General features: G+C 75.1%; 13 protein-coding genes. 9 read left to right on the top strand and 4 right to left on the bottom strand.

Translation table 11 applies throughout. The features are described from left to right. Positions 1-76: 76 nt before the first annotated feature. Genes xdhC through ACR80Q_RS02715 form a run of 3 tightly spaced genes read right to left on the bottom strand, consistent with a single transcriptional unit; the run spans position 77 to position 4,772 of the window. The gene (gene xdhC, locus ACR80Q_RS02725) at positions 77-913 is read right to left on the bottom strand and encodes a xanthine dehydrogenase accessory protein XdhC (RefSeq protein ID WP_435376009.1); all 837 of its coding nucleotides are present in this window, start codon (positions 911-913) and stop codon (positions 77-79) included. Then, entirely contained in the window at positions 910-3,321 is a 2,412-nt protein-coding gene (xdhB, locus tag ACR80Q_RS02720; protein ID WP_435376008.1) for a xanthine dehydrogenase molybdopterin binding subunit, read from the bottom strand. The genes xdhC and xdhB overlap by 4 nt, the downstream gene beginning before the upstream one ends. Beyond that, entirely contained in the window at positions 3,318-4,772 is a 1,455-nt protein-coding gene (locus ACR80Q_RS02715) for a xanthine dehydrogenase small subunit (RefSeq protein ID WP_435376007.1), read from the bottom strand. The genes xdhB and ACR80Q_RS02715 overlap by 4 nt, the downstream gene beginning before the upstream one ends. 89 nt (positions 4,773-4,861) lie before the next feature. Here ACR80Q_RS02715 and uraD point away from each other — a divergent pair, with 89 nt between their 5' ends. From uraD to pucL, 3 genes are read left to right on the top strand one after another with little or no spacing between them, the layout of a single operon-like run. Continuing rightward, entirely contained in the window at positions 4,862-5,419 is a 558-nt protein-coding gene (gene uraD, locus ACR80Q_RS02710) for a 2-oxo-4-hydroxy-4-carboxy-5-ureidoimidazoline decarboxylase (RefSeq protein ID WP_435376006.1), read from the top strand. Further along, positions 5,416-5,760 carry a hydroxyisourate hydrolase gene (gene uraH, locus ACR80Q_RS02705; protein WP_435376005.1) on the top strand — a complete coding sequence of 115 codons (345 nt, stop codon included), beginning with the start codon at positions 5,416-5,418 and terminating at the stop codon, positions 5,758-5,760. The genes uraD and uraH overlap by 4 nt, the downstream gene beginning before the upstream one ends. Before the next feature lies 1 nt (position 5,761). Beyond that, positions 5,762-6,664: a factor-independent urate hydroxylase gene (pucL, locus tag ACR80Q_RS02700; RefSeq protein WP_435376004.1), complete on the top strand. Its 903-nt coding sequence runs from the start codon at positions 5,762-5,764 to the stop codon at positions 6,662-6,664. Between the two features lie 1,181 nt (positions 6,665-7,845). On the opposite strand, the gene ACR80Q_RS02695 is transcribed toward pucL, so the two are convergent. Next, positions 7,846-8,379: an acyl-CoA thioesterase gene (locus ACR80Q_RS02695; protein WP_435376003.1), complete on the bottom strand. Its 534-nt coding sequence runs from the start codon at positions 8,377-8,379 to the stop codon at positions 7,846-7,848. 301 nt (positions 8,380-8,680) lie between these two features. Between ACR80Q_RS02695 and ACR80Q_RS02690 the strand changes: the two genes are divergently transcribed. The 6 genes from ACR80Q_RS02690 (at position 8,681) to alc (ending at position 16,853) form a co-directional block, all read left to right on the top strand. Continuing rightward, positions 8,681-9,994 (top strand): IolE/MocC family protein, encoded by a 1,314-nt coding sequence (locus tag ACR80Q_RS02690; RefSeq protein WP_435376002.1) that lies wholly within the window; start codon positions 8,681-8,683, stop codon positions 9,992-9,994. A 200-nt stretch (positions 9,995-10,194) separates the two neighbouring features. Then, positions 10,195-11,445, top strand: coding sequence for a DUF418 domain-containing protein (locus ACR80Q_RS02685; protein WP_435376001.1), 1,251 nt, complete (start codon positions 10,195-10,197; stop codon positions 11,443-11,445). Between the two features lie 30 nt (positions 11,446-11,475). Beyond that, on the top strand, positions 11,476-13,080 hold the full coding sequence (aceB, locus tag ACR80Q_RS02680) for a malate synthase A (protein WP_435376000.1): 1,605 nt from the start codon (positions 11,476-11,478) through the stop codon (positions 13,078-13,080). Between the two features lies 1 nt (position 13,081). Further along, positions 13,082-14,347: a DUF6986 family protein gene (locus tag ACR80Q_RS02675; protein WP_435375999.1), complete on the top strand. Its 1,266-nt coding sequence runs from the start codon at positions 13,082-13,084 to the stop codon at positions 14,345-14,347. Next, the gene (gene allB, locus ACR80Q_RS02670; protein WP_435375998.1) at positions 14,344-15,792 is read left to right on the top strand and encodes an allantoinase AllB; all 1,449 of its coding nucleotides are present in this window, start codon (positions 14,344-14,346) and stop codon (positions 15,790-15,792) included. The genes ACR80Q_RS02675 and allB overlap by 4 nt, the downstream gene beginning before the upstream one ends. Beyond that, positions 15,789-16,853: an allantoicase gene (gene alc, locus ACR80Q_RS02665; RefSeq protein WP_435375997.1), complete on the top strand. Its 1,065-nt coding sequence runs from the start codon at positions 15,789-15,791 to the stop codon at positions 16,851-16,853. The genes allB and alc overlap by 4 nt, the downstream gene beginning before the upstream one ends. Positions 16,854-16,908 lie beyond the last annotated feature (55 nt).

Raw genomic sequence — 16,908 nt, 5'->3', positions numbered from 1 at the left:
GTGTCGTCGCTCCCGGGACGCGGGACGGCTGCCCCCCGCCGGTCCGAGCGACCCCTCGTCCCCGGCGCGGTCCCCGTCAGGTGCTGCTCTCCGGCAGGTCGAGCACGGTCAGCAGCTGCGCGGCCGTCGCCACGGCGATGGCCGCGGGGCTCTTGCCCGGCACGCCGTCGAGGCCGATCGGGGTGGTGACCCGCGCCAGCGCGGCCTCGTCGTGGCCGAGGTGACCCAGCTGCGCACGGAACGTGCGCCACTTGGCCGCGCTGCCGATCAGACCCAGGAACCCCAGGTCGTCACGACGCAGGCAGACGTCGAGCACCGCGAGGTCCTCGGTGTGGTCGTGGGTCATGACGAGCACGTGCGCACCCGAGGGCAGGTCGCGGGCCACGACGTCCGGGACCGGCGCGGGCACGGTCGACACGTCGGCGGCGCCGACGCGACCGGTCGCGACGGGCACGAGCTCGTCCGGGCGGGAGTCGACCAGGCGGACGTCGACGGGCAGCACCGACAGCACCTGCGCGAGCGCACGACCGACGTGCCCGGCGCCGAACACGGCGACCACCGGACGGGCGGGACGGACGGGCTCCAGCAGCAGGGTCACCTCTCCCCCGCAGCACTGCACGCCGTGCTCACCGGGGCTGCGGTCCAGCCGGGTGCGTTCCAGCCGCGGTGACACCGCGCCGTCGTCGAGCATCCGACGCGCCTGCAGGACCGCCGAGCGCTCGAGGCTGCCGCCGCCGACGGTGCCGACGGCCCGGGTGGCAGTGACCAGCATCTTGCTGCCGGCACCGCGAGGGGTGTGGCCGCGGACCTCGGCCACCGTGACGAGCACGAACGGCGTGCCCGCCGCCGTGAGCTCACCCAGGGCCTCCCACCACGACTGCCCGGCCCCGCCCGTCTCGTCCGCACCGCTCACTGCTGCGCCGACAGCTCGCCCGCGCCGCGACCGCTGCCGGTCCCACCTGTGCCACCGGTGCCGCCGGTGCCACCGGTGCCGCCGGACCGGACGGCGTCGATCGCCGCGAGGGTCGCCTCGGGCGTCGCGGGGACCGCGAGCTCGACCCGTTGCCCCGGACCGGCCGGGCCGAACCCGGCAACCGCGTCGCGCAGCGCCTCCCGCACCGACAGCGCCAGCATGAACGGCGGCTCGCCGACCGCCTTGCTGCCCAGGACCGTCCGGTCCTGGGCGGCGTCGCCCAGCAGGTGGACCTCGAAGTGCTCGGGGACCTCGGCCACGGTCGGGATCTTGTAGGTGCTGGGGGCGAAGGTCCGCAACCGGCCGTCGTCGTCCCAGACGCACTCCTCCATGGTCAACCAGCCCATGCCCTGCACGAACCCGCCCTCCACCTGACCCCGGTCCACCAGCGGGTTCAGCGAGTCCCCGACGTCGTGCAGCACGTCGACGGCCCGCAGCCGGAAGGTGCCCGTGTACCCGTCCACCTCGACCTCGCTCAGCGCGGCCCCGAACGCGAAGTAGTGGAACGGCGTCCCCCGTCCGGCCTCGGGGTCCCAGACCAGGTTCGGGGTCCGGTAGTAGCCCGTGGCCGACAGCGACACCAGCTGGTCGTAGGCGGCGTAGGCCAGCTCTGCGAAACCGATGCGCCGGTCCGGCTCCTTGGCCGCGAACACGTGGTCGTCGGCGAACACCAGGTCCTCGGGGCTGTTGCGGCCCAGCAGCCTCGCCGCGACCACGGCGAGCCGGCCGCGGATCGTCTCGCAGGCCGCCCGGACGGCCATGCCGTTGAGGTCGGAGCCGCTGCTGGCGGCGGTGGCCGAGGTGTTCGGCACCTTGTCGGTCGACGTCGGCATCGCCCGGAACCGGGCGCGGTCGACCCCCAGGGTCTCCGCGGCGACGTGCAGCATCTTCGTGTGCAGGCCCTGGCCCATCTCGGTGCCGCCGTGGTTGAGCTGGATGCTGCCGTCCAGGTAGACCAGCACCAGCGCCCCGGCCTGGTTGTACTGGCCCTTGGTGAACGAGATGCCGAACTTGACCGGGGTGACGGCCAGCCCGCGACGGGAGCCGGTGGCGACGCTGTTGAACGCACTGACCTCGGCCCGGCGCGCCGCCAGGTCGGTGCGCTCCGACAGCTCGCGCCAGATCCGGGGCAACCGGTTGTCCAGGACGCGCTGGCCGTAGTGGGTGGTGGCGCGGTCCACGTCGCCGCCGTCCTCCGGGCCGCGGTACAGGTTGCGCTCGCGCACCAGCTCCGGCAGCAGCCCCAGCTGACGGGCCACCCGGTCCAGGACCTCCTCGGCCACCAGCATCCCCTGCGGCCCGCCGAAGCCGCGGAACGCGGTGTGGCTGACGTGGTTGGTCCGCGCGACCTGACCGGTCACCCGCAGCGCCGGCACGAAGTAGCCGTTGTCGACGTGGAACATCGCGCGGCTGGTCACCGGGTCGGACAGGTCCAGGCTCCAGCCGCCGTCGCTGACCAGCTGGGCGTCCAGCGCGAGCAACCGGCCGTCGTCGTCGAACGCCACCCGGTAGCGGCCGAGGAACGGGTGCCGCTTGCCGGTGATGGTCATGTCCTGCTGCCGGTCCAGCCGCACCCGGACCGGGCGGCCGGTGACGTGCGAGGCGAGCGCGGCCACGGCCGCGAACGGGTGGCACTGCGACTCCTTGCCGCCGAAGCCGCCGCCCATCCGCAGGCAGGTGACGACGACCCGGCTACGCGGCAGGCCGAGCACCTTGGCCACCACGCCCTGCGTCTCGCTCGGGTGCTGCGTCGACACGGTGCAGGCGACGTCGCCGTCGGGGTCGACGTGCGCCCACGCGGCGTGGGTCTCCAGGTAGAAGTGGTCCTGCGCGCCGGTCCGAACCTCCCCGGTCAGGACGTGCCGGCCGTCGGCGCGGGCCGCGTCCGCGAGCACGGCGTCGGGGTCGCCGCGGAGGATCCGCCGGGGCTGGGTGTGGACGCTCCCGGCGGCGAGGGCGTCGTCGATGCCGAGGACGGCGGGCAGCGGCTCGTAGTCCACGCGCACCGCCGCGGCGCCGAGCCGTGCGGCGTCCTCGGTCTCGCCCAGCACCCAGCGGACGACCTGACCGACGTGGTGGACCAGCCCGGTGGGCAGCAGCTCCTCGTCGGCGGCGTGACCGGTGCAGTCGTTGACGCCGGGCACGTGCTCGGGCCCGAGGACCACGACGACACCGGGGACGGCGAGCGCACCCGCGGTGTCCACGGTCAGGAGGCGGGCGTGCGCGTGCGGTGAGACCACGGGCCAGGCGGTCAGCTGACCGGTGGGACGGACCTGGTCGTCGGTGTAGACCGCCCGGCCGGTGACGTGGCCGACCGCGCTCTCGTGCGGCCGGGCGGGGCCGCTCATGCCACGGCCTCCGGGTGACGGTCGTCGCCGACGGGCGGGGCGTGCTCGGCGCAGAACTTCTCGAACAGGCTCCCCACCAGCCGACGGCGGTAGTCGGCGCTGGCACGCAGGTCGTCCAGCGGGGTGAACGTGTCCCGCAGCAGGCCGGCCGCGCGGGCGACGGTGCCCCGGTCCAGACGGGTGCCGAGCAGGGTGCTCTCGACCTCGTGGGCGCGCACCGGGGTGGCGGCGACGCCGCCGTACGCGAGGCGGGCGTGGACCACGGTCCCCTCGGCGTCCAGGTCGACGGTGAACGCGGCGGCGACGACGCTGATGTCGTCGGTGCCTCGCTTGCCGACCTTGTAGGACCCGCTCAACCGGGTCGTCGCCCCCGCACCGGGGCCCAGGGGCAGGTCGACCCGGGTGACCACCTCGCCGGGACGGCGCCTCGTCTCGCGGTACCCGGTGAAGAAGTCCGCGACGGCCACCGTGCGGGGCCCGTCCGGGCCGTCCAGGTGCACGTCGGCGTCGAGCGCCAGCAGGACCGGGGGCAGGTCGCCGATGGGTGACGCGGTGCCCAGGTTGCCGCCGAGCGTGGCGCGGTTGCGGACCTGACGGGCCGCGAACCAGTGCAGCATCTCCTCCAGCGCCGGGAGCAGGCCGGCCGCCTCGCGCTCGAGCCGGGTCAGCGTGACTCCGGCCCCGACCTGCAGGTGCGTGGCCGTCCGCCGCAGCCGCTGCAGCTCGACCACGTGCTCCAGCGACACCACGACGGCGGGGTCGAGGGTGCGGTGCGACAGCTCGAGGCCCAGGTCGGTGCCACCGGCGACCAGGGTCGCGTCGGGGTGCCCGGCCAGCAGGGCGAGCGCGTCGGCCAGCGCCGTCGGACGGAGGAACGTGCGCCCGGCGGACGTCACGGCGGCGACGTGGGCCGTGGACGCCCTGGGCGCGGGTGCGTCCGCACCCGTGCCCTCGGGGGCACCCAGCCGGCGGCAGGCGCGGCGGATGGACGTGTAACCGGTGCAGCGGCACAGGTTGCCCTCGACGACGGCGGGGTCGACGCCGTCCGGGCCCCGCTCGACCGGGTCGTGGTAGCCGGCGAACATGCTCATCACGACACCCGGTGTGCAGTAGCCGCACTGGGACCCGGCACAGTCGACCACGGCCTGCTGGACCGGGTGCAGCCCGCCGTCGGGGGCGGCCACCCCCTCGACCGTGACCACGTCCAGGCCCACGACGGACCCGACCGGGACCAGGCAGCTGTTCACCGCTCGGTGGGTAGGGGTGCCGTCGGGCCCGCTCGAGGTGAGCACCACGGTGCAGGCGCCGCAGTCCCCGTCGCCGCAGCCCTCCTTGGTCCCGACCAGGCCCTGGGCCCGGACCGCACGCAGCAGCGTCGCGGTCGGCGGCAGGCCCCCGAGGGCCACGTCGCGCCCGTTCAGGCGCAGCACCAGCGGCTCGACGTCGACCATGCGCCAGGGTACCCACGGGCACGCGACGGTGATGCTGCCACCGCACCGCAACCGGGGCGCGAGGGACGACGTGCGGTGATACTGCTCGCGTGAGCGACGTCCCGGCAGCAGCCCCCGACGGCCCGACCCGGGCCGTCGACGCGTTCGACGCGTCCGCGGCGGAGACGCTGCGACCACGGCTCGAGGTGTGCCTGCACGCTCGGGAGTGGGTCGACGCCCTCCTCGCCGGGCGGCCGTACGGCTCCGTGCCCGCCGTGGAGGCCGCGGCCGGGGCCGCGGCGCAGGGGCTGTCGGACGACGGCGTGCGGCAGGCCCTGACGGCGCACCCCCGGATCGGGGAACGACCCACGGACGCCGGCCCGTCGTCCGCGCACTCGCGGCGCGAGCAGGCGGGGGTGAGCCTGGACCCGACCACCGCCGAGCTGCTGCTGCGGGCCAACCTCGCCTACGAGGCCCGCTTCGGCCAGGTGTTCCTGGTCCGCGCCACCGGGCGCAGCGCAGAGGACCTGCTGGCCCTGGCGCAGCAGCGGCTGGGCAACGACCCCGCCACCGAGGGCCGCGTCGTCCGGCAGCAGCTGGGCGAGATCGCCGTGCTGCGGCTGCGTGGCCTGCTCGACCAGCTCGCGCAGCCGGAGGCCGGCCGGTGAGCGCCGTCACCACGCACGTCCTGGACGCCGCCACCGGCAGCCCTGCGGCCGGGGTGGTCGTCGTCCTGGAGCGGTCCACCGACGACGGGTGGGAGCAGGTGGCGGCGGCCACCACCGACGGCGACGGTCGGTGCCGCTCGCTCGGCCCCGACGCCGGTCCGGGCATGCCGCACGGCACGTACCGCCTGACGTTCGCCACGGGCGACTGGTTCACCGCCGCCGACCGCGAGACCTTCTACCCCTACGTCGTGGTCACGTTCACCCTGGACCCGGACCGCGCGCACCACCACGTGCCGCTGCTGCTGTCGCCGTTCGCCTACTCCACCTACCGCGGGAGCTGACATGGGGATCGTCCTGGGACCCAACCAGTACGGCAAGGCCGAGGTCCGCCTCGTGCACGTGGACCGGTCGACGCCCCGTCACGTCATCACCGACCTCACGGTCACCACCCAGCTGCGGGGCGACTTCGCGGGGACGCACCTGCACGGCGACAACTCCGCCGTCCTGCCGACCGACACCCAGAAGAACACCGTGTTCGCCTTCGCCCGGCAGTTCGGGGTGGGCGACCCGGAGGACTTCGCGATGCGGCTCGGGCGGCACTTCGTCGACACCCAGGACGCCGTGACCGGCGCCCGGATCGAGGTGGACACCCACTCCTGGCAACGCATCGAGGTCGACGGCGTCGAGCACGACCACGCGTTCAGCCGCCCGGGCGGCGAGACCCGCACCACGGTGGTGACGATCGACGGGGACGACACCTGGGTGCTGTCCGGGCTGCGCGACCTCGTGGTGCTCAAGTCCACCGGCTCGGAGTTCCACGGGTTCCCGCGGGACGCGTGGACGACCCTGCCCGAGACCTCCGACCGGGTGCTGGCGACCGCGGTGACCGCCCGCTGGCGCTACGCCTCCATCGCGGAGCACGGTGGCAGCTTCTCGGCCGCGCACGCCGCGATCCGCACCACCCTGCTCGAGACGTTCGCGTCGCTGCACTCGCTCGCCCTGCAGCAGACCCTGTACGCCATGGGCAGGGCCGTCCTGGAGCAGCACCCGGACGTCGCCGAGGTGCGGTTGTCCATGCCCAACAAGCACCACTTCGTCGTCGACCTGACCCCGTTCGGCCTCGACAACCCCAACGAGGTCTTCGTCGCCGCCGACCGCCCCTACGGTCTGATCGAGGGCAGCGTGCTGCGCGAGGACGCCCCGCCCGCCGGACGCGCGTGGGAGTCGGTGCCCGGCTTCGTCTAGGTCCGGTGCTGGTCGCCCCGGGCGCCGGGGGCGGCGTCAGGGAGAGGGTCGGCCGTTGCCGGCCGTGGCGGGCTTGCCGTGCCCCGCGTGGTCGGGCCTGCCGTGCCCCGCCTGGTCGGGCCTGCCGTGCCCCGCCTGGTCGGGCCTGCCGTGCCCCGCGTGGTCGGGCCTGCCGTGCCCCGCGTGGTCGGGCCTGCCGTCGGCGTTGCCATCGGGCTTGCCCTTCCCGGTGGGCCGGCCGTTCTCCGCGGGGACCGGGTCGGCCGGCGCGGCGGTCGGGGTGACCGGGGCGTTCGTCGGCGCCGGCCTGCTCGTCGGAACGGGCCTGCTCGTCGGCACCGGCCTGCTCGTCGGCACCGGCCTGCTCGTCGGCACCGGCCTGCTCGTCGGAACGGGCCTGCTCGTCGGAACGGGCCTGCTCGTCGGAACGGGATCCGCCGTCGCAACGGGTCTGGCCGTCGCAACGGGGGCCGCCGTCGCAGCGGGTGCCGCCGTCGCAGCGGGTGCCGCCGTCGCAGCGGGTGCCGCCGTCGCAGCCGGTGCCGCCGTCGGCGCCTCGATGGTCCTGACCGGCGCGCCGGCCTTGGCCGTGGTGGTCGGTCCCGGCGCCGCTGCGGCTACCGGCTGCGCTGCTGACGTGGCGGACGGCGGTCTGCCCGACCCCAGGTCCGGCCGAGGGGTCGACGGCACAGGGCTCGACGACTGCCGGCCACCTGCCGCGAGACCCACGGCGGGACGAGAGCCGACGAGCTCGGCGAGCGCGCCCACGCTGCTCAGGGCACCGGCGGCCGCGCCGGCTCGGTCCGGCCCCACGACGATGCCCGCTGCCCCGGTCGCACCCTCGGCCGCCGACTCGCTCGTCGGGGCCGCCACCGGTGGGGTCGACGCCCCGGGGTCCGGCCCGGGCGGGAACTGCGTGATCGCCACCGTCGAGACGGCCAGCACCAGGAGCGTGGGAGTCAGCTTCAGCAACGTGAGGGCGCGGCGGTCGTCCGTCCACCTGCGTGCCCCGGGTGACACATCGGTCATGCGGGCCTCCCATCGCGTAAGCGTCGACGTCGCCCGGTGTCAATCAAACACCCGCCCCAGGCACACCACAACGGTCCGACCCGTCCCGTGGCCGCGGGAGCAGCGACCGAGACGCACCGCCCCGGCACCGGTCCCGGCGGGCGGCCGGAGACCTACGCCGCGGCGGCCGCCGACCGGGTGTCCGTCGCCGCGGCCCAGCGCTCGACCCACTCCGGCAGGACCGGTCGCGGCCCCAGGTCACCGGCGAGCTCGAGCAGCTGCTCCGGGGTCACCCGCTCGCCGTCACGCCCCAGGAACCGGGCCCGGATCACGGCGGAGGCGATGACGGTGCCGCCGCGCTCGAAGTCCTGGGCCAGGAAGATCGACCGCTCGTCCCAGCCCAGGCACGTCGTGACGATCTCGAAGCGCTGGAACAGGGTCAACGAGCGGCGGAAGGTGATGGTCTCCGCGACCACCACCGGGTACCAGCCCCGCGACCGGATGGCGCCGGACAACCCGGCCCGTGACAGCAGGTCGAGCCGGGCGATGTCCATGATCGTCAGGTACGTGCCGTTGTTGACGTGCCGCAGCAGGTCGAGGTCCGTGGGCCAGACCCGGAACGGGGTGCGCGCGGGACCGAGCACGGACACCCGGCTGCGTCGGCGGGTGAGCAGGGCGAACGCCAGCAGGCGCAGGTACAGGTTCACCCACCCAGCCTGCCATCGGGCGGAAATGGGGGCAGACCGGACGGGGGCGCGACCCTCCGCCGCACTTTTGCCACCAAACGTTCAAAAGATGGCATGAATCCTTGACAAGCCTCGGCCAGGCGAGGAAGTTCGGTGTCGCCACCGCCTCTCCCCCGAGCCGCGACGGCCGAGCCGACTGGCGCCATCCCCGACGTCCAGCGGACCGACACCTCACGTGCCGCGACAGATCACCTCCGCCGACAACGACGTCGGGGCCCCGGGTCGCCCCCGGAGCCCGGCGACCCCCGGAAGGACCCACACCGTGACCGCACCCGTCAGCCGCCGCCGCTTCTTCGGCGCCACCGCAGGAGCCATGGCCCTGGTGGCCAGCGCCGCCTCGAGCACCAGCCCCGCCTTCGCCAGCACGCGGGCCGTCGCCAACGGCCGTCTCATCCCCGACCGCCGCGTCGGCACGATCCTCTACACGCAGCGCGACGCCGTCTCCCGCATCGGCATCCACGGCAACCCCGCGCCCACCATGGGGCACCTGGGCGGGCCGGCCTTCCCCGAGGACATCACCGACCTGGGCCCGCTGGTGCCGCTGCCCGGCGGGTTCCTCGAGGTCTTCGAGTACCTCGCCTCGGTCGGCTACAGCCAGGTCGAGTTCGCCGGCCTGAACCAGAACGCGGCCAACCGCGGCGGGTCGGCGCCGAACCTCGGCTCCGTCAACAACCCCGACAACCTGTACCTGAACCGCGCGGCGTACCTCACGTACATCCGTGGCCTGCGCAGGTTCCTCGACGACACCGGGCTCAAGGCCATCGGCAACCACGGCTACATCCCGAACAGCTGGGACGGGCCCGGTTCGCCGTCGGTGGGCGGCGCGCCCGCGGGCACGATGAACCCGTTCGAGCGCGACCGGTTCCAGCTGGAGCTGGAGGCCGCGGCCATCCTGGGCATGGGCTTCACGGGCACGGGCGGCGACCCCACCAGCGCCAACAACCGCAACGTCGAGGCGTGGGACCTCGCCGCCGAGAAGTGGCTCGCCCTCAACGCCATGGGTTCGCGGCTGCGGGTGTCGGTCTACCCGCACAACCACAGCCCGGCCTACAACTTCCTGGCCGACGGCCCCATGGTCGAGGTCACCGTCGACCGGATCACCGGCGCTGCGCTCCCCGCGCCCGTCATGGTGCGCGGGGAGTCCCCGACCCGGCTCATGGAGCACTACCTGCGCAGCACCGACCGCACCTGCCCCATCGAGCTGGACATCTTCTGGGGCCACGTGGCCAACCACCAGCACCGCTGGTACTTCGACCACGACGGCCAGCGTCGGCAGAACATCTTCGACCCGACCGCGTTCGCCGCGCGCGAGGGCATGCGCATCCCGCTGTTCCACGCCAAGGACGGCGACCACACCGGGGCCGAGCCCGGCGTGGGCAACGGCTACAACATCGTGCCGTTCGGGGACGCGAGCAGCGACATCGACTTCGAGCGGTTCTTCCGCAGCTACCGCCCGAAGGGCCAGATGAACCCGAACTACGAGCAGGACAACGCCCCCGGCGGCGCCGCCGACCCGGGCCGTTCGCTGCGGAACTCCCGGTTCAGCGCGAACAACATGCTCAACCTGCGCGGCTGACCCAGCCGCAGCAACCGGTGGGCGGGCCCCGACGGGGTCCGCCCACCGGCGCGTCTACCACCGGTCCGCCTCCCGCGCCAGCCTGCCTCCGCCCCGCCCGAGGGGGGCCCGCCCCCGGTGGCACCGACGGTGCCCCCCCGGCCCACCTCGTGCGCCTGCCCCATGGGATGCGACCCAGGCCCCCCCTAACGTCGTCCGGCATGGAGCCGATGCGCACCGTCGCCGTACCTCCCGGCGAGCCCACCACCGTCCCCGGCGGACGCACGGGGGTGGCCGCAGGCCCCACCCCCGCCGCCCAGCGCTCCTGGGCGCCCGACCTCGCCCGCGGCGCCGTCCTGCTCGGCATCGCCCTGGCCAACGTCGGCCTGTACCTGCACGGGACGGACACCGGCCCCGGGTTCCGGCCCGTCGACGGCACCCCCCTGGACCGGGCCCTGGACCTCGTCGTCACCCTCCTGGTCAACGACCGGTCCCGGCCGATGTTCGCCCTGCTCTTCGGCTTCGGCCTGGTCACCATCGCGCGGCGGACGGCCGAACGGGGCCTCGAGCCGCGCCGGCGTCGCTCGGTCCTGCTGCGCCGCCAGCTGTGGCTCATCGCCTTCGGCGGGGTCCACGCGGCGCTGCTGTTCGAGGGCGACATCCTCGGCATGTACGGCGCGACCGGACTGGTGGTGCTGCTGCTGATGAACAGGCGGCCCCGCGTCCTCATCGCCTGGGGGACCGTGAGCCTGGTCCTGCTCGGCGTCATGTACGCCGTCCTCGGCCTCGCCCCTGAGTTCCCGGCCGCACCGTCGGACTACCTGCCCTCGATGGTGGAGCGGGCGAGCGTCTGGGTGCTCGGCGTCGTCGTCGGCACCGTGGTCATGCTCGTGCTGGCGCCCATGCTGGTCGGGGTGGCCATGGCCCGGGCGGGGCTGCTGGACCGGCCGCGGGAGCACCTCCCGCTGCTGCGGCGCCTCGCGGTCGGCGGCTCGCTGGTCGGGGTCGCCGGGGGCCTGCCCTACGCGTTGGTGGTGGCCCGGGTCTGGGAGCCTGCGGCGCTGACGACCGGGGTCCTGGCCGGGGTCCACGCGGTCACCGGAACGGCCATGGGGGTGGCCTACGTCTGCCTGTTCGCCCTCTGGGCGGCGCGCCTCCACGAGCGCCGCACCCCCCGCCGCGGCGCTCCCGCCGTCCTCGCGGCCGTGGGCGAGCGGTCGCTCACCTGCTACCTGCTGCAGTCGGTGCTCCTGGCGCCGCTGCTGTCGCCGTGGGGGCTCGGGCTCGGCGAGGGGATGGGCACGGCGACCGCGTACGGCATCGCCCTGCTGGCCTGGCTCGTCACCGTGGCCGCCGCCTGGTCGCTGGTGCTCGCGGGACGCCGTGGGCCCTTCGAGGTGCTGCTCCGCCGGTTGACCTACGGTCGCCCCGAGCACCCTCGTCCCGGTGCGGGGACGCCGAACCAGGCGTGACGGCTCGGGCCAGGTCTGGTGGGATGGGGCATGACCGTCCCCGACGCGCCCTCGCCCGCCACCCCCACCCTCACGGTCGTCGGCCCCGACGTGGAGCGCGGCGAGGAGGTCCTCACCGAGGAGGCGTTGGCCTTCGTCGGTGAGCTGCACGCCCGCTTCGCCGCCCGGCGCGACGAGCTGCTGGAGGCCCGCCGGCGGCGCACGGCCCGGATCGTCGCGGGCGAGCTGCCGGACTTCCTGCCCGAGACCGCGCACGTCCGCGACGACCCGACCTGGCGGGTCGCCGAGGCACCGCACGCCCTGGCCGACCGGCGCGTCGAGATCACGGGGCCGACCGAGCCCAAGATGGCGGTCAACGCCCTCAACTCCGGGGCCCGCGTCTGGTTGGCGGACCTCGAGGACGCCAACACCCCGCACTGGCGCAACGTGGTCGTCGGCCAGCTGGTCCTGCACGCCGCCGCCCGCGGCACGCTGCAGCACACCGCCGACAACGGCAAGGAGTACCGGCTGCGCGACGACGTGCGGCACGCGACCCCGGTCGTCCGGCCCCGTGGCTGGCACCTGGACGAGCGGCACCTGCTGGTCGACGGGCGCACCGCGGTCGGCGCCCTGGTCGACTTCGGTCTGCACGTGTTCCACAACGGCGCGCACCTGGCCGCGTCCTGGCACGGCCCGTTCTACTACCTGCCCAAGACCGAGAGCCACCTCGAGGCCCGGCTGTGGGACGACGTCTTCAGCTACGCGGAGGAGCGCCTCGACCTGGCGCACGGCACCATCCGCGCCACCGTCCTGATCGAGACGCTCCCGGCCGCCTTCGAGATGGAGGAGATCCTCTACGAGCTGCGCGAGCACGCCTCCGGGCTGAACGCGGGCCGCTGGGACTACCTGTTCAGCGCCATCAAGGTGCTGCGCGAGGCGGGGCCGGACTTCACGCTGCCGGACCGCAACGCCGTGACGATGACGGCCCCGTTCCTGCGGGCCTACACCGAGCTGCTCGTGTCCACCTGCCACCGACGCGGCGCCTTCGCCATCGGCGGGATGAGCGCGTTCATCCCGAGCCGTCGCGACCCCGAGGTCAACGCCGTGGCGCTGGACAAGGTGCGGGCGGACAAGACCCGGGAGTCCGGGGACGGGTTCGACGGCTCCTGGGTCGCGCACCCGGACCTGGTGCCGGTCTGCGAGGAGGTGTTCACCGCCGTCCTGGGTGAGCGGCCCAACCAGCTCGACCGGCTGCGACCCGACGTGCACGTCACCGCCGCGGACCTGCTCGACCTGGGCTCGACGCCCGGGCAGGCCACCGCGGCCGGGCTGCGGGGCAACGTCGACGTGGCGCTGCGCTACCTGTCGGCCTGGCTCGGCGGCTCGGGCGCGGTCGCCATCCACAACCTGATGGAGGACGCCGCGACGGCCGAGATCAGCCGCTCGCAGGTCTGGCAGTGGGTCCGCAACGAGGTGGTCCTGGACGACGGCGCCACCGTGACGCGCGAGCTGGTCCGCCGCGTCGTCGACGACGTCGCCGGCGGGTTGACGGACCTGCCGCACGTCGACCGCGCCCGCGAGCTGTTCGAGCAGGTCGCACTGGCCGAGGAGTTCGTCGACTTCCTCACGCTGCCGGCCTACCGCCTGGTGGACTGAGGTGGTGCTGCTGGACGAGGTGTCGGACCTGCTGGCCGAGGACGACGCCGCGTTCGCCGCGGCGTACCGGGGTGACAGCTCCCGCCCGCAACCGGTCCACACCTGCTACGTCCCGGCCGACCGGGTCGAGGCGTCGACGCCGCGGGCCTGGGGCGACGTCGCGCTGCAGGTGCTGGCCGAGGCCGCCCCCGACGCCGCCGCCCTGGCGCTGCTCACCGGCGTCGGTGTCGAGGCCGCGGACGAGGTCCGGCCCCGGGTCGCCGCCAAGCTGCGCGGGCGGCCCGTCGAGGACCTGCGGGTCGACTTCGAGGACGGGTACGGCCTGCGCCCGGACGACGTCGAGGACGCCGACGCCGACGCGGCCGGACGGGCGCTGGCGGCCTGGCGCGAGGACCCCGCGGGGCCCTTCGTCGCCGGGGTACGGGTCAAGGGGCTGCAACCGGAGACCCGCGAGCGCGGGCTGCGCACGCTCGGCGTCGTCGTCGCCTCGGCCGTGGCCGCGGGCGGTCTGCCCGACCGGTTCGTCGTCACCTGGCCCAAGGTCACCTCCGCGGCGCAGGTCCGCGCGGCCGCCCTGGTCGCGGCGCGGCTGGAGGCCGAGCACGGCCTCCCCGACGGGACCGTCCGTCTCGAGCTGCAGGTCGAGATGCCCCAGGCCGTCCTCGGCGCCGACGGCGGCGCGACGGTCGCGGTCATGCTCCAGGCCGGAGCCGGCCGGGTCGAGGGCCTGCACTACGGCACCTACGACTTCAGCGCCGCCCTGGGCGTCGGCCCGCTCGACCAGTCCCTGGACCACCCGCTGGCCGACCACGCCAAGGCCGTCATGCAGCTGGCCGCCGCCGGCACCGGGGTGCGGGTGAGCGACGGGTCGACCAACGTGCTGCCCGTCGGTGACGCGGACCAGGTCGCGGACGCGCTGCGGCTGCACGCCCGTCTCGTCGCCCGGGCCCAGGCCCGGGCGCTGCGGCAGGGCTGGGACCTGCACCCCGGCCAGCTCGTCACCCGGTACGCGGCGACGTTCCTGGCGCTCCGGGCCGAGCTGGACGCCGCCGCCGCACGGCTGCGCGCGTACACCGCCCGGGCGGACGACGTGGACGCCCCGCAGGTGCTCGACGAGCCCGCCACCGCTCAGGCGCTGGCGGCCGCGGTGCTGCGGGGCGTGGACTGCGGGGCGGTCGACCTCGCGGAGGCGGTGGACGCGACCGGGTGCACCCCGGGGCAGCTGGTCCGGCTCGCCCGGCGCACCACGACGGGAGGGGCCGGATGAGCCGCGACCTCACCGACGACGGGCTCGACGCGGGCACCGCGCAGCTCGACCTGCTCCTGCTGGCGCGGCGGGCGGTCGTGCACACCGTCGACGGCCCGGTCGAGCGGCCCGCGGTCGTGGGGGTCCGGGACGGCCGGGTCGTCCTGCTCCACGACGGCCACGACCCCGGCGCCGGCGGGTCCGGTGGTGTCGACCTGGCGTACCTGCCGGAGCCGGCGGACCTCCCCACCGCGGCCCGCGTCGTCGAGCTGGCCGACGACGAGGTGCTGCTGCCCGGTCTGGTCGACAGCCACGTGCACGTCAACGAGCCCGGCCGCACCCACTGGGAGGGGTTCGCCACCGCCACCCGGGCCGCAGCCGCCGGCGGCACCACGACCCTGGTCGACATGCCGCTCAACTCGGTCCCGCCGACGACCACGGTGGCGAACCTGCGCGCCAAGCAGGAGGCCGCGCAGGGCCGGACCTACGTCGACGTCGCCTTCTGGGGCGGGGCGGTCCCGGAGAACCTGGCCGACCTCGGGCCGTTGCACGACGCCGGGGTGCTCGGGTTCAAGTCGTTCCTCGCCCCGTCGGGCGTGCCGGAGTTCGGGCACCTCGACGAGGCGACCCTGCGGGAGGTCCTGACGCGGGTGGCGGCGCTGGACGCGACGCTCGTCGTCCACGCGGAGGACCCCGGCGTCCTGGCCGGCGCCCCCGAGGCCACCGGGCCGCGCTACGCCGACTTCCTGGCCTCGCGACCCGACTCCTCGGAGGTGGTGGCGGTCGAGCGGCTGCTCGGCCTGGCCGCCGACGCGGGGGCCCGGGTCCACGTGCTGCACCTGTCCAGCGCCGCGGCGCTGCCCGCGCTGGCCGCGGCCCGCTCGGCCGGGCAGGCGGTGACCGTCGAGACCTGCCCCCACTACCTGGTGCTGGCGGCCGAGGACGTCCCGGACGGCGCCACGACGTACAAGTGCTGCCCACCGATCCGGGACGCGGCCAACGCCGACGCCCTCTGGCGGGCCCTGGCCGACGGCGTCATCGACTGCGTGGTCAGCGACCACTCCCCCTCGACCGAGCAGGACAAGCGGCTGGACACCGGCGACTTCGGCGACGCGTGGGGCGGCATCTCGTCCCTGCAGCTGCTGCTGCCGCTGCTGTGGACCGAGGCCCGGGCCCGCGGGTTCACCCTGGCCGACGTGGTCCGCTGGGCCGCCGTCGGCCCGGCCCGGGTCGCGCGGCTGGACACGTTGGGCCGACTCGCCGTCGGCGCCCCCGCCGACCTCGTGGTCCTCGCACCGGACGAGCCGTTCGTGGTGGACCCCGACACGCTGCACCACCGCAACCGCATCACCGCCTACGCGGGTCGCACCCTGACCGGCACCGTCCGCAGCACGTGGCTCGCGGGGGTCGAGGTCGACCTCACCGCCGAGCCCCGCGGACGCCTGCTCACCCGAGGAGACGCATGAGCCCCCACGCGCCGGACGCACCCCAGAGCCGCGACGAGCTGGTCGACCTGGCCTCCCGCGCCCTGGGCGGGCGGGTGATCGCCGCGAACGACGAGCTGTTCGCCGACCGCCGTCACCTCATCGCGACCGGCCCGGCTGCCTGGGACCCGACGACCTTCGGCCCCGACGGCAAGGTCTACGACGGGTGGGAGACCCGACGTCGACGTGGGCCGCTGGGCTCGTTGCCGGGTCCCGACGACAACGACGACGCGATCGTGCGGCTGGGTGCGCCCGGCACCGTCCGCCGCGTCGTGGTGGACACCGCGCACTTCACCGGCAACTACCCCGCCTCGGCCTCGGTGGAGGCGCTGCGGGTGGACGGCTACCCCTCCCTGGACGACCTCGAGGCCGCGCCGTGGACGACGCTGGTGGCGCGCAGCCCGCTGCGCGGTGACACCGAGAACACGTTCGACGTCGCCGGCGGCAGCACCTGGACCCACGTCCGGCTGCGGATCTACCCGGACGGCGGCGTCGCCCGGCTGCGCGTCCTGGGGGAGGTGCGCCCCGACCCCCGCTTCCTCGAGGGCACCGTCGACCTGCTCGCGGCCCAGCACGGCGGGCGGGTGGTGGGCTGCTCGGACCGGTTCTACTCCTCCCCCGGCAACCTGCTCCGTCCCGGGGTCGCACCCACCATCGGCGAGGGCTGGGAGACGGCCCGCCGTCGCGTCGCGGGCAACGAGTGGGTGACGTTCGCGCTGGCCGCCGCCGGGGTGCCGCGGGTGCTCGAGGTCGACACCACGCACTACGTCGGCAACCCGCCCGGTGCCGCGTCGCTGCGCGGGGTCGACGCCCGGTCGGCCTCGCTGGACGACCTCGGCGCGTGGGTGCAGCTCGTGCCGCTGACGGCGCTGCTGCCCGACACCGTGCACCGCTTCCGGCTGCGGGACGCGGGGACCGAGGTCCCGACCGTGACCCACGTCCGCCTCGACATCCACCCCGACGGCGGCGTCAACCGGGTCCGGTTGCCCGGCGAGGTCGACGCGGGCGCGCTGCAGGGGTTGCGCGACGCCTGGGACGCCTGAGCCACGTCACGCCCGGTCTGCACCAGCTCCTGACCCACGACGGGTGTCGACGGTG

Source organism: Aquipuribacter aurantiacus (assembly GCF_051216895.1).
GTDB lineage: Bacteria > Actinomycetota > Actinomycetes > Actinomycetales > JBBAYJ01 > Aquipuribacter.
Note: the sequence above shows the minus strand (reverse complement) of the source record. Positions and strands in the feature narration are given on the sequence as shown.